This window comes from Streptomyces sp. NPDC020801, assembly GCF_044334385.1.
Classification (GTDB): Bacteria; Actinomycetota; Actinomycetes; order Streptomycetales; family Streptomycetaceae; genus Streptomyces.
Genome location: NZ_JBIRST010000018.1, coordinates 126,007 through 141,637, shown reverse-complemented (window position 1 = coordinate 141,637; position 15,631 = coordinate 126,007). Strand labels below are relative to the sequence as shown.

Sequence of the window (15,631 nt, the reverse complement as noted above, 5' to 3'; positions counted from 1 at the left end):
ACACCACGGCCGTCGCGCCCCCGGGGGGCGTGCGAGACTTGCCACCGTGAGTGCCAACGAGACGCCCGCCAGCCACCGGCCGCCGACAGCAACCTACGACTCCGCCTTCCTCAAGGCGTGCAGGCGTGAACCCGTTCCGCACACTCCCGTGTGGTTCATGCGGCAGGCCGGGCGCTCGCTGCCGGAGTACCGCAAGGTGCGCCAGGGCATCCCGATGCTCGAGTCCTGCATGCGGCCCGAGCTCGTCACCGAGATCACCCTCCAGCCGGTCCGCAGGCACAACGTCGACGCGGCGATCTACTTCAGCGACATCGTCGTGCCCCTCAAGGCCATCGGCGTCGACCTCGACATCAAGCCCGGCGTCGGCCCGGTCGTCGAGAACCCCGTGCGCACCCGGGCGGACCTGGCGCAGCTGCGCGACCTCACCCCCGAGGACGTCTCCTACGTCACCGAGGCGATCGGCCTGCTCACCGGCGAGCTCGGCGCCACCCCGCTGATCGGCTTCGCCGGCGCGCCCTTCACCCTCGCGAGCTACCTCGTGGAGGGCGGCCCGTCCCGCACCTACGAGAACGCCAAGGCGATGATGTACGGCGACCCCGAACTGTGGGCCGACCTGCTCGACCGCCTCGCGGACATCACGGCGGCCTTCCTCAGGGTGCAGATCGAGGCGGGAGCGAGCGCCGTCCAGCTCTTCGACTCCTGGGCCGGCGCCCTCGCCCCCGCCGACTACCGCCGTTCGGTGCTGCCCGCCTCGCGCAAGGTCTTCGAGGCCGTCGCCGGGTACGGCGTGCCGCGAATCCACTTCGGCGTCGGCACCGGCGAGCTGCTCGGCCTGATGGGCGAGGCCGGCGCGGACGTCGTCGGAGTCGACTGGCGGGTCCCGCTCGACGAGGCCGTCCGCCGGGTCGGTCCCGGCAAGGCGCTGCAGGGCAATCTCGACCCCACCGTCCTGTTCGCCCCCCGGGAGGCCGTCGAGGCCAGGACCCGCGAGGTCCTGGCCGCCGCGGCGGGCCTGGAGGGCCATGTCTTCAACCTCGGCCACGGCGTCATGCCGTCCACCGACCCCGACGCCCTCACCCGGCTCGTCCAGTACGTCCACACGCAGACCGCCCGCTGAGCCGGCCCGTTCCGCCGGGCCTCACCAGGTGTGCCGGGGCCGGGCCTGCCTGCCGAACAGCAGGCGGCGCGGTTCCGGCGGGGGCGTGGTGCCCGGACGCAGCGGCAGCGCGATCAGCATGCCCACGATGAAGCCGACGATGTGCGCCGTGTACGCGACGGTGCCCGCGTCCGAGACGGCTCCGCCGGACGAGTAGAAGGCCTGCAGCACGAACCAGAAGCCCAGCACCAGCCAGGCCGGCAGCCGCAGCGGCAGAAAGACCAGGAACGGTACGAGGACCCACACGCGGGCCTTCGGATACAGCACCAGATAGGCGCCCAGCACTCCGGCGATCGCGCCGGACGCTCCGATCAGGGGCTGACCGGAACCCGCGTTGAGCAGCGCGAAGCCGTACCCCGCCGCGTAACCGCAGACCAGGTAGAACAGCAGGAACCGCACATGGCCCATGCGGTCCTCGATGTTGTTGCCGAAGATCCACAGAAACAGCATGTTGCCCAGCAGGTGCAGCCAGCTGCCGTGCAGGAACATCGCCGTCAGGACCGACAGCACCGGCGACTTGTCATAGCCCGGCGGCGCCAGCACACAGCCCGGTCCGTGCGCCCCGAGCCCGACGTCGCCCGTCGGCACCAGCCGCGGCATCTGATGGTGGATCAACTCGCGTGGCACGAGTGCGTAGTGCTCCGTGAACGCCTGCAGATGGCACAGCTGCGCCAGCACGCCGCCGCCCGTCACGGAACCGGCGACGCCGGGCGTGGCCAGGAACACGACGAGGTTCGCTGCGATCAGGGCGTACGTCACCCAGGGGGTGCGCCGCACCGGGTTCACGTCATGGACGGGTATGACCACAGGGAAGTACTGCCCCGGATGCGCCCGCCGAATCGGCGCACGCGGTGAACACGGCCGTCCCCGGGTCCGTATGTCTCCTCAACCGCCTGCGGCCAGGGGAAGGCTGGCCGCGGGGACGACGTGAGGAACAGGCGATGAACGAACGGGTCACCCCTCCCATGCACGCCCTGCCCGACGGCGAGGCCGAGATATCCCTGGTGGTGCGGCTGCCCTGGGAGGACGTCGCCCGGCTCGGCCAGGAGGCCGGGCGGCTGGCGTCCCAGATGCAGCGCCCGGTGACGCTGGACGAGGCCGTCAGCCACCGGCTGCGCTCCACCCGGCCGGCCGCCGCCCACGCCAAGCCGGCCGGGGAGCAGCCGGCGCCGGCTGCCTCCGGCACGGCGGCCTCCAGCACGTCGGTCTCCTCCGCGTCGGTCTCCTCGCTGCCGCGGCTGAACGGCACGGCCTAGGCCTGCCCGGCCCTCAGGGCGCGCTGCCGCGGATCTTGGCGGCGGCCCTGCGGGCCGCCACGAGCACGGGGTCCCACACCGGTGAGAACGGCGGGGCGTAACCCAGGTCCAGGGCCGTCATCTGTTCCACCGTCATACCCGCCGTGAGCGCGACCGCCGCGACGTCGACCCGTTTCGCCGCACCTTCCCTGCCCACGATCTGGACGCCCAGAAGGCGGCCGGTGCGGCGTTCGGCGAGCATCTTGACCGTCATCGGCAAGGCGCCCGGGTAGTAGCCCGCGCGGCTCGTGGACTCGACGGTGACCGTCTCGAACCGCAGGCCCACGCGGCGGGCGTCCTTCTCGCGCAGGCCGGTGCGCGCGATCTCCAGGTCGCACACCTTGCTGACCGCGGTGCCGACGACGCCCGGGAAAGTGGCGTAGCCGCCGCCCACGTTGGTCCCGATGACCTGGCCGTGCTTGTTGGCATGGGTGCCCAGCGGGACATGGCGCTGCTGCCCGGAGACCAGGTCGAGGACCTCCACGCAGTCGCCGCCGGCCCAGATGTTCTCGTGGCCGCGCACGCGCATCGCACGGTCGGTCAGCAGCCCGCCGTGCGCGCCGAGGGGCAGTCCGGCCGCCCGCGCGAGCCCGGACTCGGGGCGTACACCGATGCCCAGCACGACCACGTCGGCCGGGTACTCGGCGTCCTCGGCGGCCACCGCGCGCACCCGGCCGTCGTCTGCGGTGAGCACCTTGGTCACCTCGGTGTTGTCGACCATGGTGATGCCCAGGCCCTCCATGGCCTCGTGCACCAGGCGGCCCATATCCGGATCGAGCGTGGACATCGGTTCCTCGCCGCTGCTGACGACCGTCACCTCGTAGCCGCGCTTGATCAGGGCCTCGGCCATCTCCACGCCGATGTAGCCCGCGCCGACCACCACCGCACGGGGAGGCGCTGAAGAGCTGCGGCCACGCGCGCGTGCCAGGCTGTCGAGCAGGGCCTCGCCGTCGTCCAGGGTCTGCACGCCGTGCACCCCGGGCGCGTCGACGCCCGGCATGTCGGGGCGGACCGGGCGGGCCCCGGTGGCGATGACGAGTTTGTCGTACGAGGTCCAGGACCCGGCACCGGAGTCGACGTCCCGCGCGCGGACCCGGCCCGCCGCCACGTCGATCTCCGTGACCTCGGTGCGCATCCGCAGATCGATGTGCCGCGCGCGGTGCTCCTCGGGCGTGCGGGCGATCAGCTCGTCCCGTTCGGCGACGTCGCCCCCCACCCAGTACGGGATGCCGCACGCCGAGAACGAGGTGAAGTGGCCGCGTTCGAACGCCACGATCTCCAGCTCGTCCGGCCCGCGCAGCCGGCGCGCCTGCGACGCCGCGGACATCCCCGCGGCGTCGCCGCCGATGACGACCAGTCGTTCCCGCCCACGCGCCGTACCTCTCGAGCCGCTCATGTTCATGCGAACACGCTACGACCGCAGGGGGTTTCAGTCCCGGCCGCCCTGCTCCCCGCCCTGCTCCCCGTCCGGCCGGGAAGCCTGCCGGCCGCCCGGCAGCGGGCCCACCGCGGTCATCACGGGAGCGGGGGCCGCGGCGGTGCGGCGGCGCGGCAGCCGGGGGCGCAGGACCCGCAGCCACAGCGCGCCGAGCAGCCCGGCCGTCGCGGCGAACGGGAGCACCGCGCCGAGGGCCAGCACGATCCAGCGGACCACGGTGACGAACACGTGCCAGCCGCCCGCGAGCGCGTCCGTGAACCCCGGTTCGTCGTCCGCGGCGGCCTTCGGCACCGGCGTCCCGGTCAGCGACAGCGTGATGGTGGCCAGGCTCGTGCGGTCCTTCAGGGACGCCTGCTGGGCGAGCAGCGCCTCCAGGTCGGACTCGCGGCGGCTCAACTCGCCCTCCAGGGTGACCACGTCGCTGAGCCGGGTGGCCTTGTCCATCAGGTCGCGGACCCGGGCCACGCTGGCGCGCTGCGACTTGATGCGGCTGTCGACGTCGACCACCTGGTCGGTGACGTCCTCCGCCTTCGCCGTACGGTCGATCAGCTTGCCGGTGCCGGCCAGGCCGGCGAGGACCTCGTCGTACCTGCCGGTGGGTACGCGCAGGACGACACGGGTCTGCTCATGGCCCCCGTCGTCGCGGGTGGTGGTCTCGTCGCCGACGTAGCCGCCCGCGTTCTCGGTGGTCGCACGGGCCGCGTCAAGGGCCTTGGGCACGTCCTTGACCTGCACGGTCAGGGAGGCGGTGCGGATGATGTGGCCGGCGGCGGGCCTCGGCGGCGCGGTGGCCCTCGCGCCGGCGGCCGTGCCGCCGCCGCTGCCCGGGGCGCCCTCGTGGAACTCGCTCCCGGCGGCGCTCCCGGCGGCGGCCTTGTCGGAGGAGACGCCCCCGCCGCCCGCGCTGCAGCCGGTGAGCGTGAGCCCGGCGGCCAGCAGCAGCCCGGCCAGGGCGTGAACGGGTCGAACGGAACGTCGTGTGTGCATGTGGGTCTGCCCCCGGGATCGTCGTGACCACTGACGCCTCTTCGACGCCCGGGCCCTGCGGGACGTTGGCCGGAAACGGTCCCGATGAGGTCACGGTCGGGACTCGTGCCGGACACTGGGGTGGGGCGGGAAGGTCAGTGGGATTTGAGAGAGTGGGCACATGAGCGCAACACCTGCAGGCACGGGGCACGTCGTCGTCATCGGGGCCGGGATCGCGGGACTGGCCGCCGCGCACCGGCTGCTGGCGCGCGGGGTGCGGGTGACCGTGCTGGAGGCGGCGGACCGGGTGGGCGGCAAGCTCCTGGCCGGTGAGATCGCGGGCGTCCGCGTCGACCTCGGCGCAGAGTCGCTGCTGGCCCGCCGGCCCGAGGCCGTGACCCTCGCGCGCGAGACCGGCCTCGCCGAGCGGCTCCGGCAGCCCGCCACCGCCGGCGCCTCGATCTGGACCCGCGGCGCCCTGCGTCCCATGCCCAAGGGGCATGTCATGGGCGTCCCCGGCACCGCCTCCGCGCTCGCCGGCGTGCTCTCCGACGAGGGCCTCGCGCGCATCGAGCGCGACGCCGGCCTGCCCCGCACCGAGGTCGGCGACGACGTGGCGATCGGGGAGTACGTGGCGGCGCGCCTGGGCCGCGAGGTCGTCGACCGCCTGGTCGAGCCGCTGCTCGGCGGGGTCTACGCGGGCGACGCCTACCGCATCTCGATGCGCTCGGCCGTTCCCCAGCTCTTCCAGGCCGCCCGGACCCACGACTCCCTGATGGAGGCGGTCCGCGAGATCCAGGCCGGGGCGGCCGCGGCGCAGCAGACCGGGCCGGTCTTCATGGGCGTCGAGGGCGGCGTGGGCCGGCTCCCGCTCGCGGTCGCCGAGTCGGTGCGGGCACGCGGCGGCGAGATCCTCACCGGTGCCCCCGTGACGGAGCTGCGCAGGGAGCGGGAGGACGGACCGGCACGAGCGGCCTGGCGGGTGGTCGCCGGCGACCGGGTGCTGCACGCCGACGCGGTGGTGCTCGCCGCGCCCGCCCCGGTCGCCGCCGGGCTGCTGCGCGCCGAGTCCCCCGAGGCGGCGGCCGAGCTGCGGGCCGTCGAGTACGCCTCCATGGCCCTGATCACCCTCGCCTACCGCCGCGCCGACACCGCCCTGCCCGAGGGCAGCGGATTCCTGGTGCCCCCCGTCGACGGCCGGACCGTCAAGGCCTCGACCTTCGCCTCCCAGAAGTGGGGCTGGATCGCCGAGGAGGACCCGGACGTGGTGGTGCTGCGCACCTCCGTCGGGCGGTATGGCGAGACGGCGATCCTCGAACGCGATGACGCCGGCCTCGTCGACGTCTCCCGGCACGACCTGCGCGACGCCGTCGGCCTCGCCGCCACGCCCGTGGCGACCCGTGTCACCCGCTGGACCGACGGCCTGCCCCAGTACCCCGTCGGCCACCACGCGCGCGTGGCCCGCATCCGCGAGCACGTCGGCAAGCTCCCGGGCCTTGCGGTGTGCGGCGCGGCGTACGACGGCGTGGGCATCCCGGCGTGCATCGCGAGCGCCTACGCGGCCGTGGACCGGCTGAGCGGTGACCCGGGCGCTGTGCAGGAACTCACTGCCGACCCGGTGCGGGGTCCGCAGGGCGGAGCGGGAGAATAGCCCCATGAGCGACGACGTCCCCACCACCGAGTCCGGCAGGATCCCGAACAAGGGCAAGCTGGCCAAGGACCTCAACGAGGTCATCCGCTACACCCTGTGGTCCGTCTTCAAGCTGAAGGACACGCTGCCCGAGGACCGCGCGGGCTACGCCGACGAGGTCCAGGAGCTGTTCGACCAGCTCGCCGCCAAGGACGTGACCGTCCGCGGTACCTACGACGTCTCGGGTCTGCGCGCCGACGCCGACCTCATGATCTGGTGGCACGCCGAGACCAGCGACCAGCTGCAGGAGGCGTACAACCTCTTCCGCCGCACCAGGCTCGGCCGGGCGCTCACACCGGTGTGGTCGAACATGGCGCTGCACCGCCCCGCCGAGTTCAACCGCTCGCACATCCCGGCGTTCCTCGCCGACGAGACGCCGCGCAACTACATCAGCGTCTACCCCTTCGTGCGCTCCTACGACTGGTACCTGCTGCCCGACGAGGACCGCCGCCGGATGCTCGCCGACCACGGCAAGATGGCCCGCGGCTACCCGGACGTGCGCGCGAACACGGTCGCGTCCTTCTCCCTCGGCGACTACGAGTGGATCCTCGCCTTCGAGGCCGACGAACTGCACCGGATCGTCGACCTCATGCGCCACCTGCGCGGCTCGGAGGCCCGCAGGCACGTGCGCGAGGAGGTCCCGTTCTTCACCGGGCGCCGCAAGGACGTCGCGGACCTGGTCGCCGGGCTCGCCTGATCACTTCGGGGCGGCCGGCCGGTCGGCCTTTCCCTTCAGGGCCTCCCGCAGCTGCTGCCTGCGGGTCTCCTGGAAGGAGGGGCCGCCCGGCCGCGGCTCGGGGTGCGGGGCGCAGGCGGCGCGCCGCACCGGGAGCCGGCCCGCCAGGAGGTAGGCGTCCAGGTACGCGTTGATGCAGGCGTTCGCGCCGCCCGCGATGCCGTGCGTGCCCGAGTTCCGCTCGGTCACCAGCACCGAGCCGGCCAGGCGCCGGTGCAGTTCCAGGGCACCGGCGTAGGGCGTGGCCGCGTCCCGCTCGGCGGCCAGGATCAGCACCGGTGGCAGCTCGCCCGGCCCGGTCCGTACGTCCAGGGGCCGCTGTCGGGGGGCCGGCCAGTAGGCGCACGGCAGATTCGCCCACACATTGGCCCAGGTCTCGAACGGCGCCACGCGGGCCAGCCGGGTGTTGTCCCGGTCCCACACCCCGAAGTCGGTCGGCCAGGGCGCGTCGTTGCACTCCACGGCCGTGTAGACCGCCGCTCCGTTCTCCGCCTCGGCGGCTCCCGCGCGGTACGGCGCGGCCAGCGCGACCAGCGGCCCGGAGTCGCCCTTCAGATACGCCGACAGGGCCTGGGCGCTGCTCGGCCAGTGGTCGTCGTAGTACCCGGCCGTCAGAAACGCGCTCTGCAACTGCCCCGGCCCCACGGTGCCGCCCGCCGGCCGCGCGGCGAGCCGCTGCCGCGCCTTCTCGTAACCGGCGAGCACCTTCTGGGCCGTGCGGCCGAGCCCGTACACGTCGTCGTGCCGGGCCACCCACTCCCGGAAATCCGCCCAGCGGGCCTCGAAGGCGGCCGACTGGGCGAGGTTGTCGCGGTACCAGATGTGCACGGGGTCCGGGTCCACCGCCGAGTCGAAGACCATCCGGCGCACGTGCGAGGGGAACAGCGTCGCGTACAGCGCGCCGAAGTACGTGCCGTAGGAGGCGCCCACGAACGTCAGCCGGTCCTCGCCGAGCGCCGCGCGCAGGACGTCCAGGTCACGGGCGTTGTTGAGGGAGTTGTAGTGCCTCAGGGCCGTGCCCGCGCGCCGCGCGCAGCCCTTCGCGTACGCCCTGGCCTCGGCGACGCGCTTCTTCTTGTACGACTCGGAGGGATGCGTCGGAGCGGGCGTCGGCGCCTTGAGGAAGCCCTTGGGGTCCTCGCAGGACAGCGGAGCCGAACGGCCCACCCCTCGCGGGGCGTAGCCGACGAGGTCGTAGGCAGCAGCGATCCGCTTCCACTCGGGCAGCAGCCCGATCAGCGGAAACAACGTGCCGTCGCCGCCCGGCCCGCCCGGGTTGAACACCAGCGCGCCCTTCCCGGGCACCTTGCGCTTGCTGTTGCGCGGGTCCTTGTGGGTGGCCCGCACCCGGCCGACGGTGAGCTCGATCCGCCTGCCGTCGGGGTGCGCGTAGTCGAGGGGCACCGACACCTTGCCGCACTGCATGGTGCGCGGCAGGTCCTGGGCGCCGGGGCAGGTGCCGAAGGCGACACCGGCCGCCCGGGCACGCGCGGCGGCCACGACGGTGCCGCGCAGTTCGGGCTCCGAAGTCCCGCGCGGACCCGCCGCCGCGCCTCCGCCGGCCACGCCGCCGGCCGGGGCGGCGGCGAAGGCGGTCAGGACCAAGGACCCGGCGGCCGTCCACACGGCGGCAGCTCTCATGGCGTATCCCTTCGGCGCACGGCAGCAACAAAAGGGATGTTTCGTTCGCCGCTGGGCGAAGGCAAGCACCGTTCGGCAGGTGTCGGCGCCCGTGCGCCCGATGCGCCCCGCACGGGCGCCGCGTACGGGCGTGTGCTCCGCCGCGTACCGGCGCAACGGCGGCGGTCGCTCCCGCCGGGGTCACTCCCGCCAGGGCTGGTCGCGGTGGGCGAAGGCCGCGCGCAGGTCCGGTTCGCCGATCGCGCGGATGCCCCGTACGGCCACGGAGGCCAGGTACGTGCGGTCGTCACCGCCGTCGTTCGTGCGCCGGGCCAGCGCGCCGAGCAGCCGTTGCCCGGCCGGGGACGCCCAGCGCGAGTACGGGTGGATCTCGACGCGGGCGATGGCGAGGCAGCTCAGGGTGAGGGCCAGGGGGAGGGCGAACCACAGGGCGACCAGGTCGCGCGGCATCCCGGTGGGGCCGGGCAGCAGTAGTGCGGTCGCGCCCAGAGCGAGAACGGCCACCGCCGCGGCCCGCACCGCACGGACCCCGGCCGCGACCGTCGTCGACGCCCCGTCCGGCACCGCGAGACCGGCACTGACCAGGCGGTCCGCGAGGCTGCGCACCGCGTCGGCGGCGGCCGTGGCGGCCCGTACCGGCGCTATCCGGGACTGCCCCTCCGGGCCGATCGCCCCTATGACGGACCGCTCCATCTCGTCCCGCCCACGCGGGTCCACGACCGTGGCCCAGCCGGTGTGCGCGAGCAGCAGCCGGCGCTGGCGGGCCATGGAGACGAGGGTCACCTCGGCGACCCGCGCGGGACCGCCGGACAGGAACGCCGCCTCGTAGAGCGTCAGATCGCGTCCCCGGCCCGCGATCGTGCCTTCCGCGTCGACGGCCGCAGCGCGTACGGCGGCCAGGCACAGCCGCGTGCACGCCGCACCGGCGACGGCCCAGGCCAGCAGCAGGAGAAGGACCCAGAACATGACGCGTTTCTATGCCAGGGGCCTGGGAAACGCCATGCCCTGTTCACATTCCGGACCGAGTGTGGCCGGTGTGTGACGTTCCGTTTGTTCCGTGGGGTCAGGGGGCCGCCGGGGGCGGGCTGGACTCGGCCGGCGGCAGCGAGTACGTCGGCGATCCGGACGGGGTGACGGGAATCACCTGGCCGGGCCCGGCGCCCGGGCCGGTCACCGCGGCCGAGTAGGTGGCCGCGGGACCGGCGCTCGCGGCCAGGTCCCGGGCCAGGGCGGCGAAGTCGACCAACCCGGTGGCCTCCAGGACCTTGATGTGGTCCAGCACGGTGGCGTTCGCGTCGTCGGCGAGGGCGCGCACCAGGGAGTTCTGCGTGCTCGCGCGCACCTGGGCGGAGAGGGAGAAGACCCTGCCGTGCGCGAGCCGTGTGATGTTGGCGAACTCCCGGTCGAAGTCCTCGCCCTGCGCCGCGTTCAGGGCGCCGAGCCACTGGCGCTGCTGGGCGCTGGGCTCGTTGGGCAGGGTCAGGCCCAGCCCGGCGGCGACGTCGCGGACCCGCCCGTCGAGAAAGGTGTGCCCCTGCACCAGGTGCTGCCCGGCCGTCCGTACGGCGCCGGTGGTGCCCTTCTGTTCGGCCTGCTGTCCCGCGGGCAGTTCCCACAGCCCGGCCAGCCGGACCTCGGTGATGAAGTCGCGGTCGAGTTCGGACAGCGGTCCGTACCGCGTCGCCACGGTACGGGCGCTCAGCGGTTCCGCGTCCTGGCCGGGCCGGTGGGCGTACGACCAGAGCGGGAAGAGCAGGGCCACGAGGGTCGCGGCCAGTCCCGAGATGATGATCCCGGTGCCGCTGATGATGCCTCGGCCCTTGACGGGGGGTCGTGGTGGCATGGGTGCCTCCTGTTGCGGCACCGCACGTCAGTGCGCTTCGTGGTGAGGGAGTTGGCATATTACTTCGGAAGGCGGAGTGCTCGCCCGATCGGGAGATGCCGTGCGTATCGGGCAAGGGCTTGCGAAGGGGTCGGTGCCGGCGACGGGGATACGGCTGAAAGCGGATGATAACGGCACGTGAGACGTGACCGGTGCATTCCGGTACATGCCGATCGTTGAACCCGGCACACCATGTCCGGTGTCCGGTGTCCGGTGTCCGGTGTCCGGTGTCCGGTGCTCGTGCGGTGGTGCGCGGGTGTCAGCGCCGCAGCAGCACGCGCCGTGCCGCCCGTACGGCCGGCCGCCGCGCCCCCGGTGCCGGCCCCGACCGCTCCAGCCACCACCCCCGCAGCTTCCGCCGTGCCGCCGCGTCCCCGGGGCGGCCGGCGAGCAGCAGGGTGCCCGCGAAGTCCAGCGCGTCCCGCCGGTAGCCACCGGTCATCGGGTGCGCCTGCGCGTACGCGAGGAACGCGGGCCGGTAGTGCGACCCGAGGATCACCGGCAGTTCCGGGGCCACCCTTGCCACGACGTCCGCCCGCTTCGAGGCGAGCGCCCGCGCCTGCACTCCCAGCCGCACCCGGTCGAAGCCCTCCGGCGCGGGCGTCCCCGCGACCAGCGCCGACAGCAGCGCGGTCTGCGCGAGCGCGAGCCGCTCCCGGGCGGGCTCGACACCGCCCGCCTCCCGGACGGCACCAGCCTCCTCAAGGGGCCCGCAGCCGTTGCCGCGCGCGCCCGACGGCGGCCGTGCGATCCCCGCGTTCCTCGCGCCCCCCGCCGCGACCGCCTCCCGAATCGCCTCCAACTCCTTTTCCAGCTCGGCCGGTTCGGGGAAGTTCTCGTCCCGCTCCAGCAGCACCCCCGGCGGGGACACGCGGGAGGCGAGGTCCGTCAGGATGCCGAGGACCTGCCGCGGAACCGGATGGGCGTGACTGTCGTGCCAGACGCCGTCCCGCTCGAAACCGCCCGCCACATGGACGTACGCGATGGCCTCCAGCGGGAGTTCGGCCAGCGCCTTGCCCGGGTCCTCGCCCCGGTTGACGTGGTTGGTGTGCAGATTGGCCACGTCGATGAGCAGCCGTACTCCCGTACGGTCGGCCAGTTCGTACAGGAACTGTCCCTCGGTCATCTCCTCGCCCGGCCACGACAGCAGCGCGGCGATGTTCTCCACGGCCAGCGGTACGGGCAGGGACTCCTGCGCGATGCGGACGTTCTCGCACAGCGCGTCGAGGGCGTCGCGCGTGCGCGGCACGGGCAGCAGGTGCCCGGCCTCCAGGCGTGGGGAGGCGGTCAGCGGGCCGCCCGCCCGCACGAACGCGACGTGTTCCGTCACCAGCGGCGAGCCGAGCGCCTCGGCCCGTTCGGCGAGGGCGGTCAGCCGGCCCTCGTCGGGCCGCTCTGCGCCGCCGAGGCCGAGCGAGACCCCGTGCGGCACCACGGTCAGCCCACGCTCACGCAGGCGCAGCAGCGACTCGGGCAGATGTCCCGGGCACAGGTTCTCGGCCACGACCTCGACCCAGTCGATGCCCGGCATGCACTCCACGGCGTCCGCGATCTCCGGCCGCCAGCCGATTCCCGTCCCCAGTCGCCTCATCGTCCGCTCGTCCCCCTCCGTCACGCCTGTGTGGCGTGACGGAGGTATGGCCCCGGCGTTCGCGCCCGAACCCCGCCGCCCCCGCCTTCAGAGCAACATTTGAGGTTCGGACGGTGAACCGTCCTGGGCAGGGCACTAGCGCAGCGCCGGGTGGTCGGCGACCACCGTGCAGGAACCGGGGGCGATCTCCGTGAAGCCCGCGTCGCGGACCAACGGCAGCCCGCTGCCGGTCAGTTCGCGCCAGTCGGCTGGGCCGGCGGTGCGTACGGCGAGCGGGAAGCCCGCGTCCCGCCAGGCGCAGCGCTCCGTGTCGGACAGCTCCCACCAGGCGAGCTGGGCGCCGTGCCCCGCCTGGGCCATCGCCTTGCCGGCGGACATGTCCAGATCCGGACTCATCCACAGCACGGGCACGCCGGGGCCGGGCGGGGCGGGCGGTTCCGGGTCGTCGAGGTCGGTGCCCGAGACCTGGAGCTTCGCCAGCTCCCTGGGCCAGCCGTCCAGGGGGACCGGCGGGAAGACCCGGACCTCGGCCGAATTGCCGGTGACCGTGACCCCCGGCAGTGCCTCGGCCCGCCGCCACTCGGCGCCGCGCGCCCGCCGCACCACCTTGCGGATCCGGGCGTCCTGCCAGTCACGCACGGCCTGCGCCCACTCGCCGTCACCGAGCGACCGCTCGTCGCTGAGCATCACCAGCACCGCCCGGGCCGCCGTCTCCAGGGCGTCGGTACGATCCGGAGGCGCGGCCCGCTCGATCCGCACCACCAGCGGCAGGACGAACTGCGGCGCCTGGTCGCGGGGCCCGGTCCCGGACCGGAACGGGCTGTCCCCGGGGGCGGTCGACGCGGTGCTCTCGTCGGTGCTCACGGCCGTCAGTCTGCCAGGCGGGCGCCCGGTCCCGGCATCCCACCAGGCCCACCATGCGCACGTCGAGGCGCCGGCGGTGCCCGCTGCCCGGTGACGGCATCGGCCCGGTGACGGCATCGGCCCGGCGATGGCATCGGCCCGGTGACGGCGTCGGCCGGCGACCGGGCAGTGGGAGCGCGTCCGGACCTGGCCCGGGCCGAAGAGCGGCACGGTCAGCCGCTACGACCATGTGCTGGCCCTGGTGCCCGGCCTGGTGCCCGGCGGAGCAGGCCACCGCCCGGCCACCCCCCCGGCCCCGCCCCTCGGCACAGCGGCGCGGCCGGAGCCCCGCCCGGCAGGGCCGGCTGAACGGCGTGTTCAGCCGGTTCAGCCGGTTCAGCCGGCGGAGACCATCACCCGGCCACGGGTGGTACGGGTGACGGCACCCGGCTACGGGTGGAACCGCAGCACCTGCGGGTCGTGGTCGCTGATCTGGTCGTGGAACTCCGAGTTGACGTGCACGCTGTCGTACGCGAAGCCGCAGCCGCGCCGGATCGACGGGCTGATCAGGATCTGGTCCAGGACCTGCTCGTTGCCCTGGTAGTCGTAGGTGTAACGCTCGCCCTTCGGCAGCGACTTGATCGCCGACCACAGCTCGCCGTCGCCCTCGAGGATCTTGGCGGTGCCGGAGAACTCGAAGTCGTTCATGTCGCCGAGCGCGACGACGTCCGCGTTCTTCTGGACCTTCAGGATGTCCTTGACGAAGGAGTTCACCTCGGCCGCCTGGAGGTGGCGCTCGACCTCCGAGCTGCGCACGGGCGGCTGGTACTGCGAGGTCAGCCCCTGGTCGCCGCCCTTGGAGGCGAAGTGGTTGGCGATCACGAAGACCGTCCGGCCGCGGAAGACGAACTCGCCGGCCAGCGGCTTGCGGCTGGACTTCCAGGCGTCGCCGGCCGGGTCGATCCGGCCGGGGGAGACGGTCAGCGCCGCCCGGCCGTACTCCTTGGTGACGCCGACCGCGGTGGTGGAGTCGCCGCCCGGGCGGTCGGTGAAGGAGACCCGTGCCGGGTTGAACAGGAACACCTGGCGGATGTTCCCGCCGGGCTCGCCGCCGTCCTGGTCGTTGACCGGGTTGATCGAGCGCCAGTCGTACTTCGGGCCGCCCGCCGCGACGATCGCGTCGATCAGCTTGTTGACCGTCAGGCTCGCGTCGACCGTGCCGTCGTCGGTGGCGCCGTTGTCGTCCTGGATCTCCTCCAGGGACACGATGTCGGGCGACTGGAGGTTGTTCACGATCGCGGCGGCATGGGCCGCGAACGTGGTGTCCGACGGGTCGAGGTTCTCGACGTTGTAGGTGGCCACCGCGAGTTCGCCGCGGGACTGCTTGCGGGTCGTCTCGCGCTGCAGGCCGGCGCTCTCGAGCGTGCCGAGCTGCCGGGCGGCCAGGGTGTAGCCGCCGTACTGGTTGTAGTCCAGCGGGCCGGTGGTGGTGCCGGTGAGGGTGTCACCGACGTTCGCGACGGGGAAGCCGGCGGTGGAGCCCAGCGACTGGATCTGCAACCGGCCGGTGTTCTGGGAGTCGTAGGAGCCGTACACCGTGCCGCCGCGGCGGTTGCGGTGCTCCCACGGCTTCACGGTGACCCACAGCTCGCTGTAGGGGTCCGTGGCGGTGACCACGCGGGCGTCGGCGACCTCGACGTTCATGCCCTCCAGGGACTCGTAGTAGTCCAGGGCGTACTTTGCGGGCCGGAGGGTCAGGCCGTTGACCGAGCCGTTCGCGGCGGTGTCGCCCGCGGGGGCGTACGCGGCCGGAACGGACCGGGCATCGACGACCACCGGAGCCGGTACCGGGTTGCCGCTGGAGACCACGGTGACGACCGGCTTGGTGATCTCCGTCACCGACTGGTTGCCGGACGAGGTGCCGCCCGGGACGTACTCCGAGACCGTGCCCGTGACGGTGACGGAGTCACCTACGGCGACCTTCGGGGTGGAGCTGGTGAAGACGAAGACGCCCTCACTGGTGGCCGGGTCGTCGTCCGGGTTCGGATCCTGCAGCCAGAAACCTCTGGAGGAGCCGTAGGCGCGTACGCCGGTGACGATTCCGGCCACGTCCGTGACCTTCTGGCCGGCGTACGGGGATATCCGGGTCGTGCCCTGGATGTCGTGGATGCGCACGGACTCCGCGTGGGCGGGCGAGGGGAGAAGAGTCATCTGTGCGGCCACCGCCGCGGAACAGACGGCGGCGACGGTCAGCGCGGCGAGACGCGCGGAAGACTTGCTCGGCAACTTGAATCCCTCCGGGGACGTGACAGAGCGCCGGGACGAGGGTGGTGCGGATGGCAACGCGCGCAGAAAACAGAAAACAGTGAACAGCTGTCCCCCGAACTTCTACG

General features: G+C 73.4%; 13 protein-coding genes. 4 read left to right on the top strand and 9 right to left on the bottom strand.

Features of this window, described 5'->3' with window-relative positions; translation table 11 throughout:
• The first annotated feature begins 46 nt into the window (after nucleotides 1-46).
• A complete protein-coding gene (gene hemE / locus ACH4UM_RS30915; protein WP_398186418.1) occupies nucleotides 47-1,117 on the top strand; it encodes a uroporphyrinogen decarboxylase in 1,071 nt (356 codons plus the stop codon).
• Nucleotides 1,118-1,138: 21 nt separating this feature from the next.
• On the opposite strand, the gene ACH4UM_RS30910 is transcribed toward hemE, so the two are convergent.
• Nucleotides 1,139-1,963 (bottom strand): rhomboid family intramembrane serine protease, encoded by an 825-nt coding sequence (locus ACH4UM_RS30910; RefSeq protein WP_398186415.1) that lies wholly within the window; start codon nucleotides 1,961-1,963, stop codon nucleotides 1,139-1,141.
• A 134-nt stretch (nucleotides 1,964-2,097) separates the two neighbouring features.
• On the opposite strand from ACH4UM_RS30910, the gene ACH4UM_RS30905 reads away from it, so the two are divergent.
• Nucleotides 2,098-2,412 carry a hypothetical protein gene (locus ACH4UM_RS30905; protein ID WP_398186412.1) on the top strand — a complete coding sequence of 105 codons (315 nt, stop codon included), beginning with the start codon at nucleotides 2,098-2,100 and terminating at the stop codon, nucleotides 2,410-2,412.
• Nucleotides 2,413-2,425: 13 nt separating this feature from the next.
• On the opposite strand, the gene ACH4UM_RS30900 is transcribed toward ACH4UM_RS30905, so the two are convergent.
• Nucleotides 2,426-3,853: an FAD-dependent oxidoreductase gene (locus ACH4UM_RS30900; RefSeq protein ID WP_398186410.1), complete on the bottom strand. Its 1,428-nt coding sequence runs from the start codon at nucleotides 3,851-3,853 to the stop codon at nucleotides 2,426-2,428.
• A 27-nt stretch (nucleotides 3,854-3,880) separates the two neighbouring features.
• Entirely contained in the window at nucleotides 3,881-4,876 is a 996-nt protein-coding gene (locus tag ACH4UM_RS30895) for a DUF4349 domain-containing protein (protein WP_398186407.1), read from the bottom strand.
• Between the two features lie 160 nt (nucleotides 4,877-5,036).
• On the opposite strand from ACH4UM_RS30895, the gene hemG reads away from it, so the two are divergent.
• A complete protein-coding gene (hemG, locus tag ACH4UM_RS30890; protein ID WP_398186404.1) occupies nucleotides 5,037-6,506 on the top strand; it encodes a protoporphyrinogen oxidase in 1,470 nt (489 codons plus the stop codon).
• Nucleotides 6,507-6,510: 4 nt separating this feature from the next.
• A complete protein-coding gene (gene hemQ / locus ACH4UM_RS30885) occupies nucleotides 6,511-7,242 on the top strand; it encodes a hydrogen peroxide-dependent heme synthase (RefSeq protein ID WP_398186402.1) in 732 nt (243 codons plus the stop codon).
• Here the strand turns inward: hemQ and ACH4UM_RS30880 are convergent, their stop codons facing one another.
• From ACH4UM_RS30880 to ACH4UM_RS30855, 6 genes are all read right to left on the bottom strand, one after another.
• Nucleotides 7,243-8,922: an alpha/beta hydrolase gene (locus ACH4UM_RS30880; protein WP_398186399.1), complete on the bottom strand. Its 1,680-nt coding sequence runs from the start codon at nucleotides 8,920-8,922 to the stop codon at nucleotides 7,243-7,245.
• Between the two features lie 180 nt (nucleotides 8,923-9,102).
• The gene (locus tag ACH4UM_RS30875; RefSeq protein ID WP_398186397.1) at nucleotides 9,103-9,888 is read right to left on the bottom strand and encodes a TIGR04222 domain-containing membrane protein; all 786 of its coding nucleotides are present in this window, start codon (nucleotides 9,886-9,888) and stop codon (nucleotides 9,103-9,105) included.
• Nucleotides 9,889-9,985: 97 nt separating this feature from the next.
• The gene (locus ACH4UM_RS30870) at nucleotides 9,986-10,765 is read right to left on the bottom strand and encodes a DUF4142 domain-containing protein (protein ID WP_398186395.1); all 780 of its coding nucleotides are present in this window, start codon (nucleotides 10,763-10,765) and stop codon (nucleotides 9,986-9,988) included.
• Between the two features lie 298 nt (nucleotides 10,766-11,063).
• Nucleotides 11,064-12,395: a DUF692 domain-containing protein gene (locus ACH4UM_RS30865; RefSeq protein ID WP_398186392.1), complete on the bottom strand. Its 1,332-nt coding sequence runs from the start codon at nucleotides 12,393-12,395 to the stop codon at nucleotides 11,064-11,066.
• A gap of 135 nt (nucleotides 12,396-12,530) precedes the next feature.
• Entirely contained in the window at nucleotides 12,531-13,268 is a 738-nt protein-coding gene (locus ACH4UM_RS30860) for a peptidyl-tRNA hydrolase (protein ID WP_398186518.1), read from the bottom strand.
• 420 nt (nucleotides 13,269-13,688) lie between these two features.
• Entirely contained in the window at nucleotides 13,689-15,524 is a 1,836-nt protein-coding gene (locus ACH4UM_RS30855; RefSeq protein WP_398186389.1) for an endonuclease/exonuclease/phosphatase family protein, read from the bottom strand.
• Between the last annotated feature and the right edge of the window lie 107 nt (nucleotides 15,525-15,631).